This window comes from Stenotrophomonas sp. 85239_Sma, from assembly GCF_056481725.1.
In genome coordinates this window covers 2,443,574-2,469,889 of record NZ_CM151163.1, presented here as the reverse complement: position 1 = coordinate 2,469,889, position 26,316 = coordinate 2,443,574, and the positions used below count along the sequence as shown (strand labels likewise).

Below are 26,316 nucleotides of genomic sequence, written 5' to 3'. Positions count from 1 at the left end.
CTGGACAAGGCGGCGGGCGCTTACTGCCAGCCGTAGCGACGGATGTAGAATTTCTTCAGTGCGGTGGTCAGCACTGCATAGCCGAACAGGATCGCCACCAGGAACGGCCAGTAGCCGGTCGGCAGGGCCTGCAGCTTGAAGTAGCCGGCCAGTGGGCTCATCGGCAGGGCCACGCCGATGGCCATGATCAGGCCGGTCATCACCAGCAGCGGCGGCGCGGCGATGCTCTGCAGGAACGGCACCTTCGGCGTACGGATCATGTGCACGATCAGGGTCTGGGTCAGGAGGCCCACCACGAACCAGCCGGACTGGAACAGGCCCTGGTCGGCCGGCGTGCGTGCATCGAACACGTACCACATCAGTGCGAAGCAGCTGAGGTCGAAGATCGAGCTGATCGGCCCGAAGAACACCATGAAACGGCCGATGTCCGCCGGGTTCCACTTCAACGGCCTGCGCACCAGCTCCTCGTCCACGTTGTCGAACGGAATGGCGATCTGCGAGATGTCGTACAGCAGGTTCTGCACCAGCAGCTGCAGCGGCAGCATCGGCAGGAACGGCAGGAAGGCCGAGGCCACCAGTACCGAGAACACGTTGCCGAAGTTGGAGCTGGCGGTCATGCGGATGTACTTCAGCATGTTGTTGAACGTGCGCCGCCCCTGCACGACGCCTTCCTCCAGCACCATCAGGTTCTTTTCCAGCAGGATGATGTCGGCGGCTTCCTTGGCGATGTCCACCGCGCTGTCCACGCTGATGCCGATGTCGGCCGCGCGCAGCGCCGGTGCATCGTTGATGCCGTCGCCGAGGAAGCCGACTACCTTGCCCTGCGCGCGCAGCTCGCGTACCAGGCGCTCCTTGTGCAACGGCGTCAGGCGGGCAAACACGCGGTGATGGTGCAGCGCCCGCGACAGCGCGCCGTCATCCATGCGCTCGATCTGCGGGCCGGTCAGGATGGTGTCGGCCTCAAGCCCCACCTGCGCACAGACGCGGGCGGTCACCAGCTCGTTGTCGCCGGTGAAGACCTTCACCTCCACGCCATGCGCGGCCAGCGCCTGCAGCGCCTGTGCAGCCGACTCCTTCGGCGGGTCCAGGAAGGCCACGTAGCCGACCAGGGTCAACCCGCACTCGTCCGCCTGCGAATAGGTCGTCTGGTTGGCGGCGGTTTCCTTCATCGCTACCGCCACCACGCGCAGGCCCTGTTCGTTCAGTTCCTCGGTGGTCTGCCGCACGCGCGCCAGGCGGCGCTCGTCCAGGGGCATGTCCTGGCCGTTCTCGCGCACCGTGCTGCACACAGCCAGCATCTCCTCCACCGCGCCCTTGCAGATCAGCTCGTGGTGGTCCTCGCGCTCGGACACCACCACCGACATGCGGCGGCGCTCGAAGTCGAACGGAATCTCATCCACCTTGTGGTAGTCCTGCGACAGCCGCAGCGAACTCTGCAGTTCCACGTGTTCGAGCACCGCGCGGTCCAGCAGGTTGATCAGGCCGGTCTGGAAGTGGCTGTTGAGGTAGGCGAACGTCAGCACGTCCTCCGAATCGTGGCCGAACACATCGGTGTGGCGCTCCAGTGCGATCTTGTCCTGGGTGAGGGTGCCGGTCTTGTCGGTGCACAGCACTTCCATCGCGCCGAAGTTCTGGATGGCGTCCAGGCGCTTGACGATCACCTTGCGCCGCGACAGCAGCACCGCGCCCTTGGCCAGGGTGGAGGTGACGATCATCGGCAGCATTTCCGGGGTCAGGCCCACCGCCACCGACAGCGCGAACAGGAACGCCTCGGTCCAGTCACCCTTGGTCCAGCCGTTGATCAGCAGCACGAACGGGACCATCACCAGCGCGAAGCGGATCAGCAGCCAGCTGACACTGTTGACGCCGGCCTGGAAGGCGGTGGGCGCACGGTCGGTGGCGGTGCTGCGCTGGGCCAGGGTGCCGAAGTAGCTGCGGTTGCCGGTGGCCAGCACCACGGCGGTGGCGGTGCCGGACACCACGTTGGTGCCCATGAACAGCAGGTTGTGCTGCTCCAGCAGGCCGGCCAGGCCATCGCCCGGGTGCGCGAACTTCTCCACCGGCAGCGACTCGCCGGTCATCGCCGCCTGCGCCACGAACAGGTCCTTGGCGGTCAGCACGCGGCAATCGGCCGGAATCATGTCGCCGGCCGACAGCACGATGTGGTCACCGGGCACCAGCTCACGGATCGGCAGGTCCAGCAGGCGTGCCGGGCGACGGCTGTGCAGGTGTGCGCCGAAGTACTGGTCGGCCACATCGGCCGCTTCGGTACCGGGACTGCGGCGCAGCACGCGCGCGGTGTTGCCGACCAGCGCTTTCAAGCGCTCGGCGGCGCGGTTGGAGCGGCCTTCCTGCACGAAGCGGATCAGCGTGGACAGCAGCACCATCGCGCCGATCACGATCGTTGCCTTGAGGTCCTCGGTCAGCCAGGACACCGCCGCCAGCACGGTCAGCAGCAGGTTGAACGGGTTGCGGTAGCACTGCCACAGGTGCCGCCACCACGGCAGCGGCTTTTCGTGATCCACCTCGTTGGGGCCGAGCGTGGCCAGCCGCTGCTCGGCCTCGTGCGGGCTGAGGCCATCGGCATGCGATTCCAGCGTGGCCAGCAGCTGGGTTTCATCCTGCTGGGCAAGGGTGACCAGCCCGGTGGTGAGCGCGAACGGCGCGGCCTCGGCGCTGCCCGGGCCGAAGCCGGCTTCGGGCATCGCGCGGCGGCGGAACAGGTTGCCTGCGCGACGGCTGCGCAGGAAGGCGTTGAACCAGGCGTTGAGCAGGCTCATGGGACTCTCCTCGAATGTCAGAGCCGGCCGGGGCCGGAACACGAACGGAACGGACAGAACAGGTCAGGCGTGGCGCATCGCCAGCACCGCGGGCGACCACGGCTGCATGTGCAGGCGCTGGCTGCCGCCGATGCACAGCGGCTTCATCGCATCGCGCAGCGGGTAGGGCAGGTGGCGCAGCACATTGATGCGCTCGCTGATCGGCAGCAGTGACAGCGCGTCGGCCACCACGCGAGGCGAGCCGAGCGACAGGGAACGGGCGAACATGACCGGGCCGTGCTGCAGCAGCTGGCTGCGCAGGGCGGCAACATCGCGCTCACCGATCAGGCGACGCAGGGTGATGTAGAGGATCTTGTAGGACATGGGGGTGATCTCCAGGCAAGCGGCACCTGGCGATCCCCCGTCACTCAGGCAGGCAGGGACCGGCGGGCAGGCGCCAGGAACAGGCAACAAGCGGGCATCCGGGGCGCGGTGCGCCCGGCCGGGTCGGGGTCCATCTGCGTCTCCATGAGGTGGGAGTGCCGGCCAGGGTTGCCCAGGCCAGTGGCGCTATTGTCCGCCTCTGAATGGGGCAGTCCTAGAGGCTCGTGGGTTAGCCCGGCTATACGTTGGTATAGGTATGGGGGCAGCGCTTGCGCCGGCCCATTGCCGGAGCGCATGGCGCGCTCCTGTTTCGAACCGGTCTGATGGAAGCATGCCGCTGGCGAGCTGCAGGTAAGCGACGGCCTTGTTGCCCTCACGACCCCTGAGGCGGCGGAGAATACCGTGGACGGCGGCTGTATTGCGCCGGTCTGGCGGGGAGCGTCGGCAACGCTGTTCGTGCAGCCGCAGGTACAGCTCATCTACACCCGGTTCCAGGCCGGGCAGCATGTGGAACGACATGGCACGACGGTCGGCAATGCCGAGGCGGGTGGTCTGGGCGGGCGCATCGGCGCGCGCGTATTCGGCCACTCAACGGCACTGGGCAACCGCGTGCAGCCCTATCTGGGCGTGAACTGGTTGCGCGGTGCAGCCACCAACGCGCTGGATTTCAATGGCCAGACCCTGGCCGCCGGCAATTCGCGCGACCGCTATGAAGTGCAGGGCGGCGCCGAGCTGGAGCTGGGTGGACGCGTCGGCGCCTGGGGCGGAATGAGCCTGCAGCGCGGCGGCCAGAACTACTGCAATGTCATCGCGCAGGCCGGTACAGGGTCGCGTGGTAAGGCGACACGGGGCAGGGTGGCGGAAAGGCCGCCGTGCCTGCCAGGAGCAGTCGACTGGCAGTCGACGCTACCAAGTCGGCATCAGAAGCGGTCAGCAAACGCATCCGTCGCGCGCACCAGTGCATCCACCGTCGCCGGTTCATTCGCGCTGTGGCCGGAGGTCACCATCTCCAGCCTGGCTTCCGGCCAGGCCTTGGCCAGGTCCCACGCGCTGCGCGGCGGGCAGATGATGTCGTAGCGGCCCTGCACGATCACGCCGGGCAGGTGGCGGATGCGATCGATGTCGCGCAGCAGCTGGTCCGGTTCCAGGAAGATGCCGTTACGGAAGTAGTGCGCTTCCATGCGGGCCTTGGCCAACGTGTCCAGCGGATCATCGGTGGACACCGCATCCACGTCATGCTGCAGGGTGGCGGCGTTGTCCTCCCAGCCCAGCCAGGCCTGCGCGGCGGCGATGCGGGTGGCCTCATCGGCGCTGTCCAGGCGCGTCCAGTAGGCCGCAATCATGTCGCTGCGCTCCTGCTCCGGGATGTAAGCCTCATAGCGGTCCCAGCGCTCCGGGAAGATCCAGCGCGCGCCACCGCTGGTTTCCGCGAACCAGCGGTTCTCCATCTCGCGGCCGAGGAACACGCCGCGCACGATCAGGCCGGTGGCGCGCTCGGGATGGGCCTGGGCGTAGGCCAGCGACAGGGTCGAGCCCCAGGAGCCGCCGTAGACCAGCCAACGTTCGATGCCCAGGTGCCCGCGCACCTTCTCGATGTCGGCCACCAGGTCCTGCGTGGTGTTGTCGCGCAGCTCGCCGAACGGCGTGGAGCGGCCGCTGCCACGCTGGTCGATCAGCACGATGCGGTAGCGCGCCGGATCGAAGAAGCGGCGGTGGGTGGGCGAAATGCCCGCACCCGGACCGCCGTGCAGGTACACCACCGGAATGCCCTCCGGCGTGCCGCACTCTTCGATATGCAGGGTGTGCAGATCGCTCACCGGCAGGGTGAACTGGCGGTAGGGTTCGATGACGGGGTACAGCGTGCGCATGGCGGGCATCTCACAAACAGAGGCCGCCAGCATAGCGCCGCCGCCTGCGGCCTGCAGTGGCGTGCGCCTTCCCGGCGCTGGAAATGCGCTGGCCGATGCGCATAAGCTTCCGCGATGCAAGCGACCACGACAGGGACGTCCACGCTCAGACCCACGCTCAGCAGCGGCGGCCGCGAGCTGCTGAAGTGGCTCGCGCTGCTGGCCATGACCGGCGACCACGTGGCAAAAGTGGTCTACGGTGGCTACCTGCCGGTCGTGAGCGAACTGGGGCGCATCGCGTTCCCGCTGTTTGCGCTGGTGATGGCCTGCAACCTGGCCCAGCCGGGTGCGGACCTGCGCAAGTCGATCAGCCGTTTGGCCGCATGGGGCGTGATCGCGCAGCCGTTGCATGCACTGGCCTTCGGTTACTGGTTGCCGCTCAACATCCTGCTTACCTTCGCGCTGGCTGCGGTGGCCGTGCATGCGCTGGCCAGTAACCGCCCACTGCTGTTGCTGCTTGCTGCTGGCATGGCGCCGATGCTGGTGGATTACCAGTGGGCCGGCGTTGGCTTCGTGCTGCTGGGCTGGCTGGCGTTCCGGCATCGCGCGTGGTGGCTGTTGCTGGTCGGCTGGGCGGCAGTGTGCCGGGTCAACCACAATGGCTGGGCGCTGCTGGCCATCCCGGTTGCGTTGGCGGTGGCGCGCGTGCAATGGCGGCTGCCGCGCTGGCGCTGGGCGTTCTATGGGTATTACGTCGGGCATCTGGCGCTGCTGGCCGTGTACGTGCATCTGCACGGTTGAGTGCGTGCGTGGCGGCTGCAACGCTATCGTCGCTGTCCGATGGAAGGCCTGCGTGCCGGGGTAGAGGATGGAACGGTGGCGGGACAGACCGCCACCTGTCCACTCAACCCACCGGAGCATTGCATGAGCATCGAATCGATCCTGTACTCAGCCCAGGCCACCGCCGTCGGCGGGCGCGAGGGCCGCGCCACTTCGTCCGACAAGATGCTGGACATCGCCCTGTCCACCCCCGCCGAACTGGGCGGCACCGGCGGCACCGGCACCAACCCGGAACAGCTGTTCGCTGCCGGCTACTCGGCCTGCTTCCTCGGCGCGCTCAAGTACGTGGCGGGCCAGGAGAGCATTGCCATCGGCGATGATGCATCCGTGACCGGCCGCGTCGGCATCGGTGCGGTCAGCACCGGCTTCGCCATTGACGTTGCGCTGACCATCTCGCTGCCGGGCGTGCCCACCGTGCAGGCCGAGGACCTCGTGCGAAAGGCACACGTCGTCTGCCCGTACTCGCATGCCACCCGCAACAACATCAACGTATCGCTGATCATTGCGTGATGAAGCCCGCCGCAGCACGGAAACGTGCTGCGGCCAGTTGCGGCGGCTACCTGTCCAGGTCAGCCCAGTCATGCGGGGCAGTGGCAAGAAAGGCAAGCGCCGCAGCCCGGAGCGAGGCGGCGTCGCCGGCCATCGACTCGGCGCCGAATTCGCCCAGCACGTGCAGTGTCCCGGCCTCGCTGTCATCACAGCGGTGGCCCAGCAGCAACACGGGCACCTGCGCCAGGCGGGCAAGCCGCAATGGCCCAGGCTCGCGGCCATCTCCGCTCCAGGGGTCGAGTTTGGTCACCACCGAGGCGCCGCGTCGAAGATGGCGCCAGGCCTGGCCGGACTGCCCTGATTGCCCGATATCCAGGCGATGGCCCTGCCGCTGCAGCGCCGCCAGCACGCGATGGCGAGGTGACCCCTGCCGGTGGTAGGTGCTGATGAAGTAGTGTGACGGCGCGCCCGGGCGATCCAGCAGCGCCGCCATGGCCAGTTCCATGTCGCCGCTGGGCAGTATGCAGATGACCCGTCGCCGGCCGGCGGCGGCGGCCCACAGCGCGAGCGGGTCGTGCCACCTCATCGCACGCAGCACGTCCTGCTGGGCAGGGAACGGCAGATGCCGCAGGCGATGGAACCTGGTCTGGCGGATCCAGCTGGTGGCCAGGAAACGCGCGGCCAGCCGGGTTGCTGCGGAGGATTTGTGGCCCAGCTGCTGCAGCGCACCGAGGGCGCGAGTGTGGCGATGCGGTTGCAATCGGGGCCCGATCCAAGCGAAGGCCTCTTCCGCCATGCGGTTCTGCATCCGGGGCGGCAGGCAGGGAAGCAGGGCCGCGCCCACCCGCAGGCTTGCACGGTGACAGGCATGGCCAGCCATCAGGCGCACTGCCCAAAGGCGTTCGCGGTTCCATGCAGACTTCATCGCGATGTCCTCGACAACGGGGGGAGCATCAGCGTCCCCAGTCCCGGCCCTCACAGGAACAGGACAAGTTCGAAATGTGGGCAGCGCCCTCTGGTGGGATGAATGCGTCATGCATTGGCGCGTTTTTGGATCTTGTCCTACATCGGCTGCCAGCCCTGCCGCGCATGCTGGCGCTCCATTCTTCCCGCCGCGCGCTTCCCGTCGCTCGATGCCATGCCCTCTGCGTCGCCGTCCCCTGCAGATTCCCTGCGCCGCCTGCACACCCGTGCAGGGCCGGGCGCCGTGGACGCCGGTGAGCTGCAGGCGCTGAAGCAGTATCCGCGCCGGCTGATGCTGGCCTGCGGCGCGGTGTTGAGCCTGCTGTCGCTGAGCGTGCTGATCACCCTCATCGTGGTCCAGGTCAATGGGTACGAGGCCCGGCGCATTGCCGAATTCCGCCGCGCCCACACTGCGCTGCAGATCCAGCTGGCGCGCCAGGACGCCAGCTACGCCCGCCTGGCGAACATGGCCGAGTACGCCTGGGACCGCAACATCCAGCTCGGTGACGCCAGCGCCGACGATCTGCGCCGTGCCTATCTGCAGGGTGGGCAACGGCTGGTGGTGGTGGCCGATGACAGCAGCCGCCCGCAGATGGCGCTGGGCCTGGACACCGCACAATGGCGCCCCCGGGAGCTGGAGCGCTACCTGCAGCTCACCACGGCGGTGTCACTCATCCAGCGCCTGACCGCCACCAGTGGTGAAGGTGAGCCAGCCAGCGCCTCCTATTTCTTCGATCCCAGCGGCCAGTACCTCTCGCTGGACAAGGGCCTGACCGAGCGCAGCCTGATCAGCGCGCTGGCGGCCACTTCGCGCCGCGAAGTGTTCGAGCACCTGCGTGCACCCGCCCAGCTGCTGGCTCCGGCCTCCGGGCACGACCAGGTGCCCCTGCTGGAGAGTGTCGAACGCAGCGACAGCCCGCGCAGAACGTTCGGCCGCCACCCGATCACCGGCGAGCCGTCGCTGGTGTCGGTGTTCCAGGCCAGCGTTGCTGCTGCGCCCATCGCAACCTTCGTGGCCTACGAACCGATGGCCCGCCTGCAGGCGCTGCTGCGCCGGAACAGCCAGGGCCATATCGCGCTGCTGGATCGCGATGGGCTGCGGGTGCTGGCCTCCGATGACGTGGGCGGCGCGCCTGGCCATCGGGCGGATACTGACTGGGTGCTGCTGGGCGATGCCACCCGTGCGCGCTTCCACAACGGTCGTTTCACCCTGGCGTTGCCGGTCACCGGTACGCCGTGGACGCTGGTGGAGACCTACCGCTGGGGCGACATCCTGCGTGACATCGCGTCGATGCTGCTTACCGGCGTCGCCTGCCTGGTGGCCGCGCTGGCACTGCTGTGGTTCCTGCTGCTGGGGCTGCACCGGCGCATGTATACCCCGGCGTTCCGCCAGGTGAAAGCCATCTACGCCCGCGACCGCCGGCTGCGCCTGCTGCTGGAGCACGTGCCGGTGGGCGTGGCGCTGCTGGAGGCGGGTACCGGCCATGTGCAGGATTGGAATGGACCGCTGCAGCGCATGGACCGGGCCGCCGGTGGGCGGCTGATGCCGCAGCTGCGTGAGGCGATGATGCAGGCCGACGTCCGCCACGGTGCGGTGAAGGTGGAGGGCGAGCTGCCGCTGGCCAACGATCCGCAGCAACGGCTGTCGCACCGCACTCACATCCACTCCGGAGGGGACGCCTGGCCGGGTGGCGTGCTGCTGATGGTAGAGGACATCAGCCACGACAGGCGTGAGCTGCACGCGGAGCAGAAGCGGACCGCAGAAGCAGAAGCCTGCAGCCGCGCCAAATCGAATTTCGTGGCGGCGATGAGCCACGAGATCCGCACGCCGCTGCACGGCATCATCGGCCACCTGGAGCTGCTCGCACGCAGCCCGTTGCAGGCCGAGCCCGCCGAACGCGTGTTGCGCCTGCGCCAGTCTGCCGATTCGCTGATGGACGTCATCACCGACGTGCTTGATCTATCGCGTATCGAGTCGGGCCAGTGGACGCTTACCCCTGAGCGCTTCTCGCCATCGGCGCTGGTGGAGCGCGTCGCCGTGCTGTACGCCCCGGTGGCACAGGCCAAGGGCCTGCAGCTGGATTGCGTGGTGGACGCTGATGTACCCGCTGCCGCGGTCGCACCGATGGCGGCCATCGAGCGGGTACTGCGCAATCTGGCCAGCAACGCGCTGAAGTTCACCGCCTCCGGGCGGGTACAGCTTCGCGTGTCCCACCAGCAGAGCGGGCAAGGCCAGTACCTCTGCCTTGAGGCCACCGATTCCGGTATCGGCCTGAGCGCCGCCGAGCGGGAGCGGTTGTTCCAGCCCTTCGTGCAGGCCGGGCCGGATATCGTGTCGCGCTTCGGCGGCTCCGGCCTGGGGTTGGCGCTGTGCCAGCAGCTGTGCGAGCGCATGGGCGGGCGGATCTGGGTGGAAAGCACGGCAGGGGTGGGCAGCCGGTTCGTGGTCGAGGTGCCGTTGTTGACGTCGATTGCCATTCCGGTGCCGCTGCCGCTGGCCGGGCAGCGGATCAATCTGCTGGCCGCGCCCGGGCCATGGCGTGGGGAGCTGGAAAGGCGGCTGCGCAGCTGGGGCGCATACGTGCATCCCATACACGGCCCTGCGGCGGATGCGGCGCCGGCGGCGGCGTGGTTGCTGTTCGAGGCGCCGGACGAAGACGCACGCTGGGTGCGGCGCAGCGGGCAGCCGTGGGTCCGGGTCTGCCGCGAGGGGCCCTTGCGCCCGCAGCCAGCGCACGGTGGCTGGACGGTGTCCTGCTATGCCAGTGAAGCCCTGCGCCAGGCACTGCTGCAGGCGCTGCGCCGAAACGAGTCAGATACGCCAGCTACTGACGCAATCGGATAAATTGCATGGGCACCCACCTCAGGATCACGTTTATGGCAGGTACTGAAGCCGCGCAGCGCCCTGGCGGTCCGGCGGTTGCCGCGCGCCTGGACGACCTGCGGCGGTTGCGCCGCCGCCTGCTGTTCGGCGGCGGTGCCCTGATCACGGTGCTGGTACTGTTGGCCGCCATCGTCAGTTCCATTGCCGATGTGGAAGAGTTCCATGCCCGCGAACGGCAGTCCTTCCTGGAGGCCCGCGCGGCGCTGGACTACTTCCTCTACCAGCGCGACCGCGCCTACGCCACCTCGGTCAATGGCAACGACGTGCTGTGGCGCGACCAGCGCCCCGCGCTGACCGCGGTCGGAACCCCCCTGGCCGAGCGCTTCCACGCCCAGGGCGCGGAAGTGGTGGTGCGGGCCGAAGGGCGTACCGCCGTGCCATGGCTGGTGCTGGGCGCCCGTGACAATCCGTTGCCGCCCGAGGAGCTGAAGGCCTACCTCGGCATGATCGACATCTACTCGGCCTACACCGCCGATTCGATCACCTCGCAGGATGCGCCCGGGCCGGTGGCCATGTTCGCCTACGAGCCGCAGGGGCGGCTGCTGGCCGTGTCCAACATCCGCGACGAGGCCCAGCTGCTGCAGACGCTGGGCGTGGCCACCCGCCAGCAGGCCTTCGCGCGGTTGCTGCGTGACGAGCCCGAGGTACGCAAGCTGCTGCCACGCCCGGGCCCGATCCGCTCGGCCTCGCGCGAGGGGCGGTTGCTGTCGCGCTTTGCAGTCAACCCGCTCAACGGCCAGCGGTCGCTGGTCGGTGTGGTGACCATGGCCGAAGGCACCACGCCGTACTTCCGGCGCGTGGTGTTCGAGTCGATCGACACCATCAAGGCCCGGCTGGAGGCGCGCGAAGAAGGGCGCTACCTGGTGATGGCCGGCAACCGGCAGGTGGTGCTCAGCAGTGGCGGCTTGACGCTCCAGGAGCAGGCGCTGCTGTTGGGGGCGCTGCCCGGCGCAGCGGCGACCAAGCCCGCACGACAGCATGCGCAGGGGCGCTTCATCCTCAGTTGCAGCCTGCCGGGCGTGGACTGGACGCTCAGCCACGTTTACGACTGGTCGGACATCTGGAAAGCGCAGGGCCCTTATCTTCTGGCGCGCAGCCTCAGTGCCCTGGTGATCATCGGCCTGCTGTGGTGGCTGCTGCTGCGCATCGACCGCCGCGTGTTCAAGCCCGCCCTTGCCGACGCATCACGTGTGTATGAGAGCGAGGCGCTGAGCCGCGCCATCATCGGCACCGCGCCGATCGGGCTGGCGCTGATTGCCCGCGACACAGGCATGCCGCTGCTGCAGAACGAAACTGCACGGCAGCTGGTGGGCGACCAGGCCGATGAAGAAGGCAACGCAATCGCAACGCTGTATGCGCGGTTGGCCGAGCTGGGGCGCAGCAGCCACGGCGAGGAGGCGTTGGAACTGCAGTGGTCACCCGAGGAAGAGGGCGCCGGCACCCAGCTGCAGATCAGCATGGCGCTGGCTACCTACCACCACCAGGCCGTATGGGTCTGTGCCCTGCGCGACGTGACCGCCCAGGTGGAGCTGGAAGACACGCTGCGCCGTGCCCGCGAGGATGCCGAGGCTGCTCGCCAGGCCGCCGAAGCGGCCACGCGTGCCAAGTCCGCCTTCGTCGCCACGATGAGCCATGAGATCCGTACCCCGCTCAACGGCGTGCTGGGCCACCTGGAACTGCTGGCCCGTTCGCCCCTGCAGCCGGGCCAGCGCGAACGGCTGGACCGCATCCGCTTCTCGGCCGACGCACTGATGCGGATCATCAGCGACGTGCTGGATTTCTCCAAGATCGAAGCAGGGCAGCTCGATGTGGAGCCGGCACCGTTCGCCCTGCGCCCGCTGATCGAAGGCGTCGCACTGCTGTATGCGCCCGATGCCCTGCGCAAGGGCGTGCGCCTGTTCTTTGCGGTGGACGCGCCGGCCGGGCAGGACTGCATTGGCGACGCACACCGCATCCGCCAGATCCTCAACAACCTGGTCAGCAACGCGGTCAAGTTCACCGAATCCGGTCGCATCATCCTGCGGGCCGAAGTGCAGAATGTGGACGGCAAGGGCACGCTGCTGCGCGTGCAGGTGGTGGACTCCGGCATCGGCATGAGCCCGCAACAGGCCGGGCAGCTGTTCCAGCCGTTCCAGCAGGCCGATGCCAGCGTCTCGCGCCGCTACGGCGGCAGCGGCCTGGGCCTGGCGTTGTGCCAGCAGCTGGCGCAGGCGATGGGCGGGCAGGTGGCGGTGGAAAGTACCGAGGGCGTGGGCAGCAGCTTCAGCCTGCTGTTGCCGGTGCGCCTGCAGCCCGCCGCAAACCCGGCGTCGCAGCCGCTGCGTGGGCAGCGCATCACCGTGCTGTCGTCCACGCCGGAGTGGCGCAACGAGATCGGGCGGCTGCTGACGGAGTGGGGCACCGAGCCCGTGCTGCTGGACGCCCCGCAGGCCGACGCGACGGGTGACGTGCTGCTGATCGTGGGCGACCACCGGCCGTGGACCCGCGAGGAGGAACAGCACCTGTCCGCGTCCCATCGCCACGTGGTGTTCGCCCATGCACAGGGGCCGTTGACCCCCGAAGTGCGCGGCGACCGTACCGAAGTGACCTGCTATGCCAGCGACGCCTTGCTGGCCGCCATCGGCACGGAACCGCACAGTGCATCCTCGCTCCCGCCAGTCGAGCAGGCGCCAGCACCACGCTCGCGCGGGCGCGTGCTGCTGGTGGAAGACAACGCCGTCAATCGCGAACTGATCCAACAGCAGCTGGAAGAACTCGGCTACGACGTGGATGCCGCCGAAGACGGTGCCGCCGCACTGGCGGTGTGGCGCAACGACGCCTACGTGGCGGTCCTCACCGATATCAACATGCCGGTGATGGACGGCTATGCGCTGGCGCGCGCGCTGCGCCAGCGCGGGCAGTCGCTGCCGATCCTGGCCATCACCGCCACCGCACTGGCCAGCGAACGTGAGCGCTGCCTGGCGGCGGGCATTGACGACCTGCTGCTGAAACCGCTCAATCTGGATCGGCTGGAAGCCGGGCTGGGCAAGGCCAGCAAGGCGGCGGTTGCGCCGGTTTCCCCCGCGCCTACGCGTCGTGCATCCAGCAGGGTATCGGCGGCCATCCGCCGCCTGTTCGTGGAAACCGGCGACAAGGATCTGCAGGCCATGACCGAAGCGCGTGCGGGCAACGACATGCAACGCCTGCTCGATCGCGTGCACGCCTTCAAAGGGGTACTGCAGATGCTGGGTGAGCAGGTGCTGGGCGAACACTGCGGCGAGGTGGAACAGGCGCTGCGCGACGGCCTGGCAGTACCGCCATCGCAGCTGGATGCATTGCAGGCGGCGTTGCAGGCATGCCTGGATGACTACCGGCACGAACTGGAGCAGGAATCGTGACCTGCCCAGGAAAGAACGTACGCTCAGCGCTTCGGGTCCGTCTCCTTCAATCCAAGATCGGCAGCGAACGAGAAGATCTCAGAATCCTTCACGATGCCGAGCTTGCGCATGGCGTTGACTTTCTGCGTGCTGACGGTCTGCTTCTTGCGTTTCAGGCGTTGCGCGATCTCGGTGACGGTCAATCCGTCCAGGAACAAGGCCACAACCTCCAGTTCCTTCGGCGAAAGCGTGGTTACCCGGCGCTGCTCCCTGTGCCGCATCATGTCCATCACGGACGGGGAGTAATAGCGGCGATGCGCATAGGCCGCCATCACCGCTGCCTTTATCTGAGAGGGGTCGTCGGACTTGCTGAGGATGCCAGCCACACCGCTGTCATCAAGCCGGTGGATCAACCCGGGTTGATCCAACCCGGTCATCACCACAATGCGCAGGGAAGGGAAGTGCAGCGTCAGGTAGCCCAGCAGTTCCAGCCCATCGCCGAACGCACCGCCGGGCATCGCGTAGTCGGTCACCAGCACATCGCAGGGCTCGCGCTCGAGCAGAGCGACCAGCTCGGTCGAGTCGGCCACCGCACCGATGCATTGGATGGCCGGCGCTTCCTCAAGGGTCCTCCGCACTCCCAGGCGGATCACCGGGTGATCGTCAGCAACGGCAACGCGAATGGCCAGCGAGTTCATCAAGGCGGGTATCCGATGGAAGCAGGAAGGAACGGCGTGCCGGCTACCGGCACCGACAGAACAGTGAAGAACCGCAAGGACATCATGTCATGAACATCCGCATTGTCATCGCCGATGACCATCCCGTCATTCTTGCCGGGGTGCGTGAATCGCTGGCCCAGGAGCCTGGAATCGACATCGTCGCCACTGCCGGCGATTCTACGGCATTGGTCGAGGCCCTGAGCAAGCATGGCGTGGATGTGGTCGTGACCGACTTCTCGATGCCGGGCGGCGAGTATGGCGACGGCGTGGCGATGCTGGGCTTCCTGCGGCGGCGCTTCCCGAAGCTGCCCCTGGTGGTGCTGACCAGCATCTCCGGCGTGCAGGTGCTGGCCAGCATCGGCAAGGCGGGCGTGGATTGCATTGTCGGCAAGCTGGATCCCGCAGCGGACCTGGCGCTGGCCATCCGTGCCGCCTTCCGACGCGACGGCTATCTGTCCGCCAGTATCGTGCAGCAGCTGGAGCAGTTGCAGGACGTCGCGTTGACCAAGCGCGAAATCGAAGTGCTGCGCATGATCGCCCATGGCATGAGCCAGAAGGAGATTGCCGAACAGCTCAAGCGCAGCAGGCAGACCGTCAGCACGCAGAAGCACTCGGCCATGCGCAAGCTGGGGCTGAAGCGTACCAGCGAGATCTTCGACTACGCGCTGGACCAGGGCATGGTCTCGGCCTCGCAGGTGGCGCGTGGCCTTCCCGAGGGCAGCGATGATGGATGAGCACCTCGCAACCCGACATTGTCCGATGGAATCGCAGGATGAGGGCGCTACGGTGGACGCATCGATTGCCGACCTGCGTGGAGTCGCCGTGCCGTCACTACTTGATGCCCATATCGCGTCGCTGATGTGGAGCTTTGCCCAGCTGACTCCGAGCAGGCAGAAGCGCTTCATGGAGCTTCTCAACGATTATCTGTATGCCTCGCCGGTGAAGCGCAGGCAGATGCGGGGAGAATGGGAAACCGAACTGGCGGCGCCGTGTACCTGTGGGCATGAACCACACCCGATGCCATTGCACGCGCGGCACAAGGCGTGAACGCAGATTGGGAATGGGACAGGTCAGATAGCTTCATTGGATGATTCCGCGCACGTTGGCGATGCCGGTGGCAGCACAGATGCGTAGCGGTATCTGGCGGCCGGTGTCCTCTCGATGGAGCCGTCTTGATGAAGAGAACACGTTGCACTGGCCTGGCTGTCGCGTGGCTGGCAAGCCTGCCCCAGGGCTGGCCTGGGGCTGCAGACGTCCATCTGACGCCTGCAAGCAAGGACGGCAGTGGCGCCTCCCGTGCGCCCGCACCGGCGTGCCTGGATGCCGCGGACTCAACGCTCCCGGCGCTGGAGGAAATGACCTCGCGCCCGCTGACGCCGGCACCCGACGAGCATGACGCGACCCTCCAGGGGCGCGGCCTCCCCCTCATCCAACTGCACGACAAGGGGTGGGCGCACACGGTGCTCAGGCTGCCGGTGCAGGCACCCGCCGGCACACAGCCTTCGCCCGGCGGCACCCAGCGCAACGACATCGAGCTTCGAGACGGCAGTGACGCGGCGGGTCGTCGGCAGTGCCGCGAGTGAGCAGCGGAATCCACGCCTTCCATTTCGATGCCCGCAGGAAAATCTGGATGCTTCAGCCGAAGTAGGGGCGTCGGCGCGCGCAGGCGTGGTTGTTCCTGGCCTCGCCCGCATGCAGTGAAGATCGAGTGAAAATTCGGACGAGTCAGACAGCTTGAAGGGAGGGATTCGGCCATCGTGGCCGGGCTGTGCACTGCTGCACGCGCTGCGTCGCAGAGTGCCGGCCTATCCCGTATCGAGAGAACTGTTCTGATGAAGAATTCGCGTCGCAATAACCTGCTCGCCGCCCTGCTGGTGTGCCTGGCCCCGGCCGCCGCTTCGGCCGCGGAAGGCTACCTGACCCCGTCCACCAACAACGGCAGCGGTAACATGCCGTCGGGCTACACGAAGCTGTACTTCGAGCTGGCCTCGAATGACTTCGCTGCCGAACTGGCGCTGCCAGCCAATCCCCGTGACCATGACAGGGTCATCCTCAGCACCCTGGCCGATCGCAATAGCCGTCTGAATGCCAAGGGTACGTCGGTGGAAGACCTTGTCTACATCCCGGTCGACTCGCTCAGCAACTTCGAACTGATCAAGACCACCTACGCCGGATGGGGCGCGGCGGGTGGCCTGAGCGCCGGCCGCGTGGTCCTCACGAGTGGTGAGCACGGCGTTGCACCGATGACGGAAAAGCTCATGACCGACATCAATGTGGGCGGCAACGTAAAGACTGTCCAGCTGCCGGCCTCGGCACCGGCCGGCGCGGTGGCCGGCGTGCATAGCTTCAACGGCCAGGACGTCACCATCACTGGCCTGGCCGGCGGCGCTTCGGTCTGCCTGCAGTCCACGACCTGTGGCTTTGTGTTCGACGCTGCGGATGGCCGCTGGCACGCTCGCCGCGGCCGAGCACATTACCAGCCGACCACTTCGCAACTGCCGAAGATGGAGCAGCGCTGGACCGACATCGTCACCGGCAGCCCGGCCGAGGATGTCACGACGCCGCAGCACATGGTGCTGCCGACCTCGGCTGTCGAGGGAGACATCATCCAGCTGACCGATCCGTCCAATTCGCGGTTCTATACCGTCAATAATGCGACCTCCTATCTGAGCTCGCAGCCGCGGACCTACCGCTACAGCTCCCAGGCCGGTCGCTGGATTTACCAGAAGCCCTGAGTTCCCTTGAATCGTACCCAGGCCGGGCGCATCAGCGCCCGGCTTGCTGGCCGTTTCTATTCCGCAAGGATCCCCCATGAAAATTCGCCTGTTGACCCTTCCGGTCATGGCGGCCTGCTGCCTGCCGCAGTTGGCCAGCGCTGAAACCCCCAACGGTTACTACGCCACCGCCCGCATCATCGATGCCGACCACCGTGCCAACAACATGGATGCCAGCGCCCGCCCGGGCATCGGCCGTTTTGTTGCGGGCGACGAGCACCAGCGTTTCGTCACCGGCGCCATCGGCTTCGGTCATGCGCATGGCAATGGCTGGCGCACCGAAGGCGAATACACGCTGCGCCGCAACGATACCTATACCAGCGGCTCCAGCCTGTTCGCCACCAGCTTCAACAACCATGAAGTCAGCTCGCAGCGGCTGATGCTCAATGCGTATCGCGATTTCGCCATCAACGATGCGTGGTCGGTATACGGCAGCGCCGGTGCCGGCCTGGCCCAGCTGAAGTCCGGTGGCTGGCAGGGCAACACCAGCCGCCGCTACGACACCACCACCCGCACCGGCTTGGCGTGGTCGGTCGGCACCGGTGTTTCGGTGGCCGCCTCCGACCGCATGACGGTCGACCTGGGCTACCGCTACGTGGACATGGGCACGACCGAAAGCGGGTGGAACACCTTCGGCAATGCCCGCGGCCTGCAGGACGAAAAGATGCGCCTGGACCTGACCTCCAGCGAGTTCCACCTGGGCGCTCGCCTGGCGTTCTGAACGGCCTGCCGTGCATGGGCAGGTGCGACATAACTCGTCGTTGTCCTATGCCTGCCCACACACGGCATCCGTAGCATTTCCTCTCGAAGGGAATGCCCTTCGCTCAAGCCCACGAACGCGCGGCTTGAACGCAAAACCACAAACCCTAAACAGGAATTCAACAACATGAACAAGCTTGCAATTGCTCTGTCCGCCGCGCTGTCGCTGGGCGCTGCTGCTTCGGCCAATGCCGCGGATGGCACCATCACTTTCACTGGTCGTATCGTTGCCGCTACTTGCGCCATTGACTACTCAGAAGGCACCACGATTGCTCTGGGCCAGATCAGCTCGGGCAACCTCGACAGCAACGCAGATGCTGGTAATCGCGCCTTCGACGTGACCCTGAAGGCCGGTGCGAGCGGTTCCAGCGCAACGTGCTCGAAGGATAACGCCAAGCTGCACATCGATACCGCCGCCAGTGATCTGGATTCGAGCGGATATATCGAGAATACGCACACCGATGGTGCAACCATCGCTGTGGCGCTGTATCGCACTGATGGCGGCTCCGAAAAGCTGTTGAACCTCGGCAGCATCACCGATGAGCTGGACCAAGCTAAGAGCAGTGGCGAGTTCAAGTACTCGTTCCTCGCCCGCTATAAGAAGACCAAGACTGGTGGTGATTTCGTTGAAGGTGACTTCGAAGGCAAGCTGGTCTTCGACGTCGAGAACTACTGAGCCTCCTCATGTTGGGGGCGGTAATCCGCCCCCATCAGCCACTTCACCCATTGGGAACTTCCTCATGAACATGATCGCTCGCAATGCTCTATGGCTCGCGCTGTGTACGTCGGCGGCCATCGTCTCGCCGCAGGCAGACGCACGAATCGCTATCGAGTCGACACGCGTGATCTACCCTGAAGGAGCGAAGGAGGCCAGCGTTCGAATTGAGAATGCGGGCAGTGCGCCTTCGCTGGTTCAGGCCTGGGTGGATGAGTACGGGGCCAAGGGAAATCCGGCTACCTCGAAGGCCCCCTTCGTGCTTCTTCCGCCGGTGGTCCGTGTGGATGCCGGGAAGCAGCAGGTGTTGCGCATCCGTTTTACAGGTGCCGGCCTTCCGCAGGATCGAGAGAGTGTTTATTCCCTGAATGTATTGGACGTTCCGGCGCGTGGTGAAGCAGCACGCGAGGGCGGATCGATGCTGAACATCGCGGTCCGCAATCGAATCAAGCTGTTCTATAGGCCGCAGGCGATAAGCAAGATCAACCCAACGACGGCGATCGACAGCCTGCATTGGAGCATTGCCCGCAGTGGCAACGCTTGGGTGCTGCGGGCCCGCAACGAAAGTCCGTTCCACATCAGTGCGGTGGCGGCCACCGTCGTTGCAGGTGATCGCAGCATCGAGGTTGCGGACGTCAGCATGATTGCGCCGAAGTCCAGCAAAGATTTCCCCCTTGCTGGCGGTTCTTTGCAGCATCACGGCGCATTGGTCAAGTTCAAGTTCATCTCCGAGTACGGCTCGGTCATCGAGCGCACCGCAGATCTCCAGGTCGATTAATCGGCCGTCGAACTTCGCTCAAATCCGCTCGAACCACGTGCTGGCCCCGGCTGGCAGGGGCGAGCTTTACCCAATCTTTGGATGACTGTCATGAATCGACATCGCCTGCATCTAGCTCCTTGCCGCGCCCCTCTGGCGGTGGCAGTCGTGGCTGCGCTGCTGCCCATGTCTGCAGTGGCTGCGCCCAAGGTTGAGTTCAATGCCGATATGCTGTTTGGCGGGAGTGCAGGGTTGGATCTGGCTCGTTTCGAACGAGGCGACCTGCTGCCTGGCACGTACAACGCTGACATCATGATCAATGATGCTCTTGTTGGGCGTCAGGATCTGGTGGCCCGATTGAATGAGCTCGATGAGGTCCGCATTTGCCTTGATCCCGCATTGTTCGAGCAGATGGGGCTGAATCGAGCCCGCCTGGATGCCTTGCGTGAATCCGGTGCCGCCGAAGGTAGCACCCTGCTTCCGTTGCCCGAAGAGGCTACGTGCCGTCCGCTTTCGGCCTATGTGCCGGGTGCGAGCAGCGAGTTCGACGTGGCCGAGCAGACCCTGCGGCTGACCATTCCGCAACTGTACCTGAGCCGCAATCCGCGCGGCTGGGTCGACCCGGCGCTGTGGGAACATGGAATCACCGCCGCAACACTGGGTTACAGCATCAGCCACAGCCGCCAGCAAAGCGGTGGCCAGGAGCGCGTGCACACCAGCATGACCGTGGATGCCGGTCTGAACATGGGCCAGTGGCGCCTTCGCCACAGTGGCTATCTGCAGCATACCGCCGAAGGAACGAACTACTCGGCCGGCAATACCTATGTGCAGCGCAACCTGCCGAAGCTGGGGGCCCAGCTGCGCCTGGGCGATTCGTCCACCCAGGGCGACATGCTGCAGTCGGTCAACTATCGCGGCATCAACATTAGTTCGGATGCGCGCATGCTGCCGGAATCGCAGCGCGAGTTTGCGCCGGTTGTGCGCGGCGTGGCGCAGACAAATGCGCGAGTTACGGTCCGTCAGCGTGACCATGTCATCTATGAAACCACCGTTGCGCCGGGGCCCTTCGAGATTGACGATCTCTATGGCACCGGCTCCAGTGGCGATCTGGAAGTGGAGATCACTGAGGCTGACGGCCGTGTGGAGCGATTCATCGTCCCGTACACGGCAATGCCGCAGCTGCTGCGGCCCGGCCAGCTGCGCTACAGCCTGACGGCTGGCCAGCTGCGCGACGAGGCCTTTGGCGACGATCCGGGCTTCGTCGAGGCCACGCTGCGCCGGGGTCTGAGCAATCAGTTCACCGGCTATGCCGGTGGCACGGCAGCGCCAGGCTACAGCGCATTGGTGCTGGGCGGCGCCTGGAACACGCCGGTCGGTTCACTCTCGGGTGACGTCACCTTCAGCGATGCCCGACTGCCTGGCAACGATTCGGTTTCGAGCGAACGCCGACGTGGCCAGTCGTACCGCGTTGCCTTCAACAAGGCGCTGTTTGGTGACAGCACCAACATCACGCTGGCGGCCTACCGCTACTCGACCAGCGAGTACCTGTCGCTGAATGATGCGATGCGCCTGCGTGCGCAGCCGCGCACTGAAGACTATGACCTGACCGGCCGGCAGCGAAGCCGCCTGGATCTGACGGTGAACCAGCGCCTGAGCGAGGGCAGGGGCAGCCTGTACTTCAACGGCAGCACCACGGATTACTGGAGCGACAACCGCCGCCAGACCAACTACTCGCTGGGGTATAGCAACCGGCTTGGCCGTGGCAGCTATTCTATCAGTGCCAGGCGCACGCTGGAGTCGTCCTTGTTCTCAACGGGTAAGGCAAAGGCCAGCAACAGTGTGTATCTCAGCTTCAGCATGCCGCTGGGAACGCCGCCGGCTGCGCCACGGGTGAGCGCCAGCCTGAGTCGCGACAGCGATGGCCGCAGCGGCCAACGCCTGGGCGTGACGGGGGCGATTGGTGACCAGTGGCAAGGCAGCTACAACGCCTCGTTGGCCAGGGATGATGGTCGCACCAGTTTCGGTATCGGGGCGAACTACCAGTTGCCGACGGTGAACCTGACCGGGTCCTACAACCGGACCACGTCGTCCAGCCAGCTGGCCCTTGGCGCGTCTGGCGGCCTGATGTTGCACAGCGGCGGCTTGACCCTGGCCCAGCGCATGGGCGAGACCATGGGGCTGGTACATGTTCCCGATGCAGCGGGGGTAGGCGTCGGACAGATGACCAACGTAAAGACCAACTCGCGTGGCTATGCGGTGGTGCCCTATCTGAGTCCGTTCCGTCGCAATGAGTTGAGTGTCGACCCGACCGGCCTTTCGATGGATGTAGAACTGAGTGCCGCGTCGGTTTCGGCGATTCCGAATGCAGGTGCCATCGTGAAGATGGTGCTGCCGACCGAGAGTGGCCGCAACGCTTTGATTGAAGCATTGCTGCCGGATGGCGCACCGCTGCCGTTTGGTACAGACGTGACCACGGCCGACGGCAGGATCGTTGGTGTGGTTGGGCAGGGGAGCCGGTTGTGGGTGCGTGGCATCGATGAGCAGGGTGAGCTGTTTGTCCGTTACGGAATGGAGGACGGACAGCAGTGCCGCATCAACTATGACCTCACAGCCACGGCGCCTGGGGATGTGCTCAACAGCATGTGTGCGACGCAGTAAACAATTGCCAGCATCCGTGGGGTTGCCGTTGATCAGCGCCCCACCTCTGAGAGGAACTCATCCGTGAAAAATAAATCCAACCGTCTACGCCGGGTTATCAAGCTTCTTGCAGGATCGGTGTTTGCAATGTGCTTCGCTGGCACCGCCCATGCGGTGTGCACTAACTATGGCTCAGCCTTCAGTTTCACCATCCCCGATGTGCGATTGGTAGGGAACTCAGCGGAAGCCGATGAGGCGATCTCGCCCTGGTTCTATTCCAACCGAGTCAATACCATGATCTGCGGAACCATGGGTTCGTATATTCAGTCGAATTCCTATACAGGGCTTCCGGCTGAAGTTGGGACGCATACCATCGGGTCGTCAACCTATGGGGTATTCGCGACATCCATTCCGGGCGTTGCCTTCATCCTGGCAGCGGATGTTCGAACTGGAGGCGTAAGCCATTTTGTTCCAGTACGAGGAGGGTCTGAATCAGGGCTGCAGTACTTGACGGACAGTGAATCGGTTGGTGGTGCGATAGCGATCCGCTTCATAAAGGTAGGTGATACCCAGGAAGGTTCCTACTCCGTGGCGGGGTTCCCGGCATTTACCCTCAAGCACTATCAGCCGGCGTCGACCAAGCGATTCGAGCAGCAGCATTTGCTGGAGCCGTTCAATATTGAGGTGGTGCATGTGCCGCTGTGCCACGTGCAGAGCAAGACCGTCTATATGGGGTTGGCAAACCTTGATCAGTTCAAGACTCAGGGGGCGGCGGCTCCGAGCCGTCCCTATTCGGTTGAGATCGATTGCGAGGCCGGCGCCGGTCGGGTCAATTACTATCTGGAACCGAGCTCTGTGGAGGTGTACGACCGCACTCGCGGAATTCTGGAGGTCGAGGGTGGTGCGAAGGGCATCGGCCTGCAGCTGTTGGACGAACATGACGTTCCAGTAGCAATCGGGCCTGCGTACCCATTTGGCAGCAGCACAGCGGACGGAGTGCGCAGTGAGACATTCCGCGCACGCTACATTCGTACCGCGGGCAGAACGGACGATCTTGAAACCGGGCCGGCCAACGCCAGGATTCGCTACCGCATTGATTATCCGTGAGGGTTGTTGCCCGCCAGGCTGTTAGTCGCAGAAGCGTGCCGTCCCCGGAGAGCGGATGGCTCCGAGCATTAGTTTGACCTTCGCCAGGCAGCCTGTAATGTACTCGAGCCAGCTGGGGTCTTGCCGCAAGTGGGCCCCTCTGCTGGCGCTCACAACATGTAACTGAACCGAGCGGCCCATGAAGAGCAGATTGTTCCGAGAACTGAGTACATTGCCTTTCAATTCGGGCATTCGGCGGATCTGTGCCTGCGCTCTATTGATCGGCGCTTCCATTGCGGGAATTGCCACCGTGCAGGCGCAGATTGCCATTCCCTCAACGCGCGTGGTCTATGCTGCCCCGCAGAAAGAAGTGGTCGTTCCGATCAGAAATATGGGCGACGCTCCAGTGCTGGTGCAGGCCTGGATTTCGGATGGCGATCCAGACCAGCCGCCGGAAGCGTCGAAGGCCCCGTTTGTGCTTGCGCCACCTGTAGTGCGTCTTGACGCCGGAAAGGACAACCACCTTCGCATCCGTGGCATTGAAGGCGTTGCCCCCAACGACAACGTCGAGCACCTCTACTGGTTGAACATTCTGGCCATTCCGCCTCGCGTAGCAGATGCAACACAGGGCGTTCTGGAACTGGCGATTCGCAGCCGCTACAAAGTGCTGTATCGACCAAAGGGCCTTCCGGCGCCCGGGTTGGACCGGACGGGGGAGTGGGACTTCAGCCTGAAGTCTGACGGGGAGGGTCGACGATTACATATTGCCAATCGCTCTGCGTACGTAGCGAACCTTGGTACGTTGACAGTAGTGCACGATGGGCGCAGCATGGAATTGGATAATCCCCACGTGCTGCCGATGGCAGGTGTTGACGTTGAACTGCCTTCCCGCGTTGAACCGCCATTGGAGGTCCAGTTCCACTGGATCGACGATGAAGGTCGGCTTCACCCAGGCGCCCGGTCTATTGGGCGCTGAGTTGCGGCAGGGAGGCTCGGGCCTGCCCGCGGATGGGAGGCAACACTGAGGCTGGAGGATTTGTAGCGATTTACGGAACATAGGGACGTTCGCAGAGCACCTGAAGGGGCAGTCATGCGCGGTCATCGTGAGAGCTGGGTACGGCTTCCTCCAGTGTCGATCATTGCCATCCTGGCCGGATGCTTCCTGTCAGTGCCAACCATGGCGGCTTGCTTTCGCGATGCCTATGGACGGTCTGAATTCCAGATCAGCGGGCCTGTACGGTTGGCGCCGCGGGGAATCGCAGTGGGGGCTGCGCTGTCGCCATGGCTGGATACGGACCGCATCTATTCGCCAGTGTCCGACCTGGTGTGCGACAGCCCGAGCGACAACGTCGAGTTCGGAGTGGAGGGCCAGGCTGGCGCGGTGGGATCCTACAGCGAAGCCGGTATTCCCTACAGCGTCTACTCCACCGGCGCGGCAGGAGTGGGGATTGTGATCCGCGCTCGCCCGATTTCCCATGCAGGCCGATCGGGTGGATTCGAGTCTGGAAGTCTTCAGTCGCTGCTGGTTGGAACTGGCATCACCGGAAATCTGCTGACGGTGGTGCAGGTGAAATTTGTACGGCTTGCTGGTTCGCTGTCTGGTGGCCAGTTGATGAGATTCCAGATCGGCCGCTTCTACGCCAGGTACTCAGGCACGCGATTCGCCTATAAGCCCGCCTTTCTTGAGCAGGCGTCGCTGGCCATCCAGGATGAGCCGGCGTGCTACGTGAACAGCCAGTCGGTCTATATGGGCGAGATCTCGGTCGGGCGATTCAAGGGTCTGGGTTCATCGTTGCCTCCGGTTCCCTACACGGTGACTCTGAACTGTGACGCAAGCGTTGGCCGGGTGGACTATCAGATCAGCTCCGTCACGCCGGTGATGGACGAAGCAGAAGGCATCGCAGAGGTGTCCGGAGGCGCGTTGGGGGTTGGTATCCAGTTCCTCGATGATAAAAGTGCACCGATGTCCTTCTATCGAACGCACACTTTTGGAGACGCGCGACTTGGCGAGACCAGCCGAATGTTTCAGGCGCGATACCGCCAGACAGGGGGGCACGTGGAAGCTGGCGAAGCCAATGCAATGCTGACGTTTGTCTTTACCTATCCCTGACGCACGTCGGAAACGTGATCAATCCTGGGGGCGAACCAGGGGAAGAGCGGGAGCGCCATCAATCGGGGCCGCAGGTTCTGTTCTGAGGACTGTCGTGGTTGGCACACAGCGCCGCGCCTTTCACCTGGAGCCGGGATGACCGGCGGTGTCGCGAGCAGGCGAGTCCGACGCGTTCTGGGCCTTGAAAACAAGGCGTATTCGCGGCTTCGGCAGTGTGCGACAATGCCGCCCGCTGCAACGATGTCTCCGTCTGAATCTCGCGCTGGCTTTGCTTCTGCCAAGCAGTCTTGTACATGATGGGGTGCCACCGAAAAAGGGTGGCCGGGCCTGGAAACCCGTAGTGACTGTAGGAATACGCTTGCCAGCCGGCGTCGCCTTGTGCGGCGCCGGCTGGCAATCCGTCTGCGCGTTATGGCGGGGCGGTGCGTGGGGGTGCGTGCAAGCGCGCCCGCCGGCAATGACTACAGTCCTCCGGTTTCCAGCCATGCGCCGTCCCGCCGCCTTTGTTAAGGCGGCTGGCTCCTTATGCCTTGTACGGAGACCTGCCATGAACGCATCGGATATTCCCCATCTGCGCGCCCGGTACGCCCCGGCCAATGCCGAAGAGGGTGGCGCGGCACCACCTGATCCCAACAACCTCATCGCGTTGCTGCACCAGATTGGCCGTGGCGTAGCGGCTGACGGCCAGCCCTGGCCAGAGCGCCATCAACTGCCCGGCCGATGCCTGGCGCTGGCCGATGCCGATGGTGCGTTGGCGGGCCTGCGCGTCGTGCAGGAAATTTCGCTGGCGGCCGAACGCGCCCGGCAGAATGGCGGCCCCGAGCAGTACGTAGGCGACCGCGTGATGGAAGGGCTGAAACTGGCGGCGTTGGCGTTGACGAACCACGCCATCTACCGCCTGCACCCGGAATGAAATGGGCGGCCGAGGATCCGTAGAACCATGCCATGCGTGGATGCTTTCGGCAGATCACCATGGCGCCGCAGCATCTGCAAACGTTCAATCCGGCAACCTTTCATCGCAGTCCTATGGAAGAAGCGTCTGCCAGTGGCGACGCTTCCAGGTTCCTTATGGCGGTTTGATGTTCGCCAAGGGCCGTACTTCTCCATGCTTCCCATGAGGTTTGCTTGAAACACTCACGCACTACGCTTGGTCTGGCTCTATGCCTGGCATCAACGTCCGCAGCTGCGGCGCATCCCCATTGCGAAACCCGTTACTTGACGCCGGAAGAAATTGGTT

At 65.1% G+C, this 26,316-nt stretch carries 21 protein-coding genes and 1 pseudogene; 17 read left to right on the top strand and 5 right to left on the bottom strand.

The window, feature by feature from the left end; all coding sequences use genetic code 11:
- Positions 1 to 20 precede the first annotated feature (20 nt).
- Both mgtA and ACYKG1_RS11610 read right to left on the bottom strand, forming a co-directional pair.
- Complete coding sequence (mgtA, locus tag ACYKG1_RS11615; protein WP_478470536.1) at positions 21 to 2,780, bottom strand: magnesium-translocating P-type ATPase; 2,760 nt, start codon at positions 2,778 to 2,780, stop codon at positions 21 to 23.
- Between the two features lie 63 nt (positions 2,781 to 2,843).
- Positions 2,844 to 3,143, bottom strand: coding sequence for a hypothetical protein (locus ACYKG1_RS11610; protein ID WP_006447714.1), 300 nt, complete (start codon positions 3,141 to 3,143; stop codon positions 2,844 to 2,846).
- Between the two features lie 402 nt (positions 3,144 to 3,545).
- Here ACYKG1_RS11610 and ACYKG1_RS11605 point away from each other — a divergent pair.
- A pseudogene (locus tag ACYKG1_RS11605) lies at positions 3,546 to 3,905 on the top strand (autotransporter outer membrane beta-barrel domain-containing protein); the annotation flags it as partial.
- A gap of 158 nt (positions 3,906 to 4,063) precedes the next feature.
- On the opposite strand, the gene pip reads toward ACYKG1_RS11605, so the two are convergent.
- The gene (gene pip / locus ACYKG1_RS11600) at positions 4,064 to 5,011 is read right to left on the bottom strand and encodes a prolyl aminopeptidase (RefSeq protein WP_478470534.1); all 948 of its coding nucleotides are present in this window, start codon (positions 5,009 to 5,011) and stop codon (positions 4,064 to 4,066) included.
- A 114-nt stretch (positions 5,012 to 5,125) separates the two neighbouring features.
- On the opposite strand from pip, the gene ACYKG1_RS11595 reads away from it, so the two are divergent.
- Positions 5,126 to 5,791 (top strand): TraX family protein, encoded by a 666-nt coding sequence (locus ACYKG1_RS11595; RefSeq protein WP_478470532.1) that lies wholly within the window; start codon positions 5,126 to 5,128, stop codon positions 5,789 to 5,791.
- A gap of 123 nt (positions 5,792 to 5,914) precedes the next feature.
- Positions 5,915 to 6,340 carry an organic hydroperoxide resistance protein gene (locus ACYKG1_RS11590; RefSeq protein WP_262082479.1) on the top strand — a complete coding sequence of 142 codons (426 nt, stop codon included), beginning with the start codon at positions 5,915 to 5,917 and terminating at the stop codon, positions 6,338 to 6,340.
- Between the two features lie 46 nt (positions 6,341 to 6,386).
- On the opposite strand, the gene ACYKG1_RS11585 is transcribed toward ACYKG1_RS11590, so the two are convergent.
- Positions 6,387 to 7,079 (bottom strand): hypothetical protein, encoded by a 693-nt coding sequence (locus tag ACYKG1_RS11585; protein ID WP_478470531.1) that lies wholly within the window; start codon positions 7,077 to 7,079, stop codon positions 6,387 to 6,389.
- Between the two features lie 378 nt (positions 7,080 to 7,457).
- Here ACYKG1_RS11585 and ACYKG1_RS11580 point away from each other — a divergent pair, with 378 nt between their 5' ends.
- Positions 7,458 to 10,127, top strand: coding sequence for a sensor histidine kinase (locus ACYKG1_RS11580; protein WP_478470530.1), 2,670 nt, complete (start codon positions 7,458 to 7,460; stop codon positions 10,125 to 10,127).
- Between the two features lie 32 nt (positions 10,128 to 10,159).
- The gene (locus ACYKG1_RS11575; RefSeq protein ID WP_478470529.1) at positions 10,160 to 13,543 is read left to right on the top strand and encodes a response regulator; all 3,384 of its coding nucleotides are present in this window, start codon (positions 10,160 to 10,162) and stop codon (positions 13,541 to 13,543) included.
- Positions 13,544 to 13,566: 23 nt separating this feature from the next.
- Here ACYKG1_RS11575 and ACYKG1_RS11570 read toward each other — a convergent pair whose 3' ends face one another.
- A complete protein-coding gene (locus ACYKG1_RS11570; RefSeq protein WP_100472594.1) occupies positions 13,567 to 14,220 on the bottom strand; it encodes a response regulator in 654 nt (217 codons plus the stop codon).
- 89 nt (positions 14,221 to 14,309) lie between these two features.
- On the opposite strand from ACYKG1_RS11570, the gene ACYKG1_RS11565 reads away from it, so the two are divergent.
- From ACYKG1_RS11565 to ACYKG1_RS11510, 12 genes are all read left to right on the top strand, one after another.
- Positions 14,310 to 14,975 carry a response regulator gene (locus tag ACYKG1_RS11565; RefSeq protein ID WP_100472590.1) on the top strand — a complete coding sequence of 222 codons (666 nt, stop codon included), beginning with the start codon at positions 14,310 to 14,312 and terminating at the stop codon, positions 14,973 to 14,975.
- Positions 14,968 to 15,288, top strand: coding sequence for a hypothetical protein (locus ACYKG1_RS11560; protein ID WP_478470527.1), 321 nt, complete (start codon positions 14,968 to 14,970; stop codon positions 15,286 to 15,288). The genes ACYKG1_RS11565 and ACYKG1_RS11560 overlap by 8 nt, the downstream gene beginning before the upstream one ends.
- Before the next feature lie 308 nt (positions 15,289 to 15,596).
- Positions 15,597 to 15,824, top strand: coding sequence for a hypothetical protein (locus ACYKG1_RS11555; protein ID WP_478470526.1), 228 nt, complete (start codon positions 15,597 to 15,599; stop codon positions 15,822 to 15,824).
- 249 nt (positions 15,825 to 16,073) lie between these two features.
- Entirely contained in the window at positions 16,074 to 16,976 is a 903-nt protein-coding gene (locus tag ACYKG1_RS11550; RefSeq protein ID WP_478470525.1) for a hypothetical protein, read from the top strand.
- Between the two features lie 76 nt (positions 16,977 to 17,052).
- On the top strand, positions 17,053 to 17,736 hold the full coding sequence (locus ACYKG1_RS11545; RefSeq protein ID WP_478470523.1) for an outer membrane protein: 684 nt from the start codon (positions 17,053 to 17,055) through the stop codon (positions 17,734 to 17,736).
- 165 nt (positions 17,737 to 17,901) lie between these two features.
- A complete protein-coding gene (locus ACYKG1_RS11540; protein WP_478470521.1) occupies positions 17,902 to 18,450 on the top strand; it encodes a fimbrial protein in 549 nt (182 codons plus the stop codon).
- Positions 18,451 to 18,514: 64 nt separating this feature from the next.
- Positions 18,515 to 19,267 (top strand): fimbrial biogenesis chaperone, encoded by a 753-nt coding sequence (locus ACYKG1_RS11535; protein WP_478470520.1) that lies wholly within the window; start codon positions 18,515 to 18,517, stop codon positions 19,265 to 19,267.
- An 81-nt stretch (positions 19,268 to 19,348) separates the two neighbouring features.
- The gene (locus ACYKG1_RS11530; RefSeq protein ID WP_478470519.1) at positions 19,349 to 21,904 is read left to right on the top strand and encodes a fimbria/pilus outer membrane usher protein; all 2,556 of its coding nucleotides are present in this window, start codon (positions 19,349 to 19,351) and stop codon (positions 21,902 to 21,904) included.
- A gap of 63 nt (positions 21,905 to 21,967) precedes the next feature.
- Positions 21,968 to 22,990, top strand: coding sequence for a fimbrial protein (locus ACYKG1_RS11525; protein ID WP_478470518.1), 1,023 nt, complete (start codon positions 21,968 to 21,970; stop codon positions 22,988 to 22,990).
- 178 nt (positions 22,991 to 23,168) lie between these two features.
- Positions 23,169 to 23,945, top strand: coding sequence for a fimbrial biogenesis chaperone (locus ACYKG1_RS11520; RefSeq protein WP_478470517.1), 777 nt, complete (start codon positions 23,169 to 23,171; stop codon positions 23,943 to 23,945).
- A 153-nt stretch (positions 23,946 to 24,098) separates the two neighbouring features.
- A complete protein-coding gene (locus ACYKG1_RS11515) occupies positions 24,099 to 25,079 on the top strand; it encodes a fimbrial protein (protein ID WP_478470515.1) in 981 nt (326 codons plus the stop codon).
- Between the two features lie 547 nt (positions 25,080 to 25,626).
- Positions 25,627 to 25,992, top strand: a complete 366-nt coding sequence (locus tag ACYKG1_RS11510) for a hypothetical protein (RefSeq protein ID WP_478470514.1) — start codon at positions 25,627 to 25,629, stop codon at positions 25,990 to 25,992.
- The last annotated feature ends 324 nt before the right edge of the window (positions 25,993 to 26,316 follow it).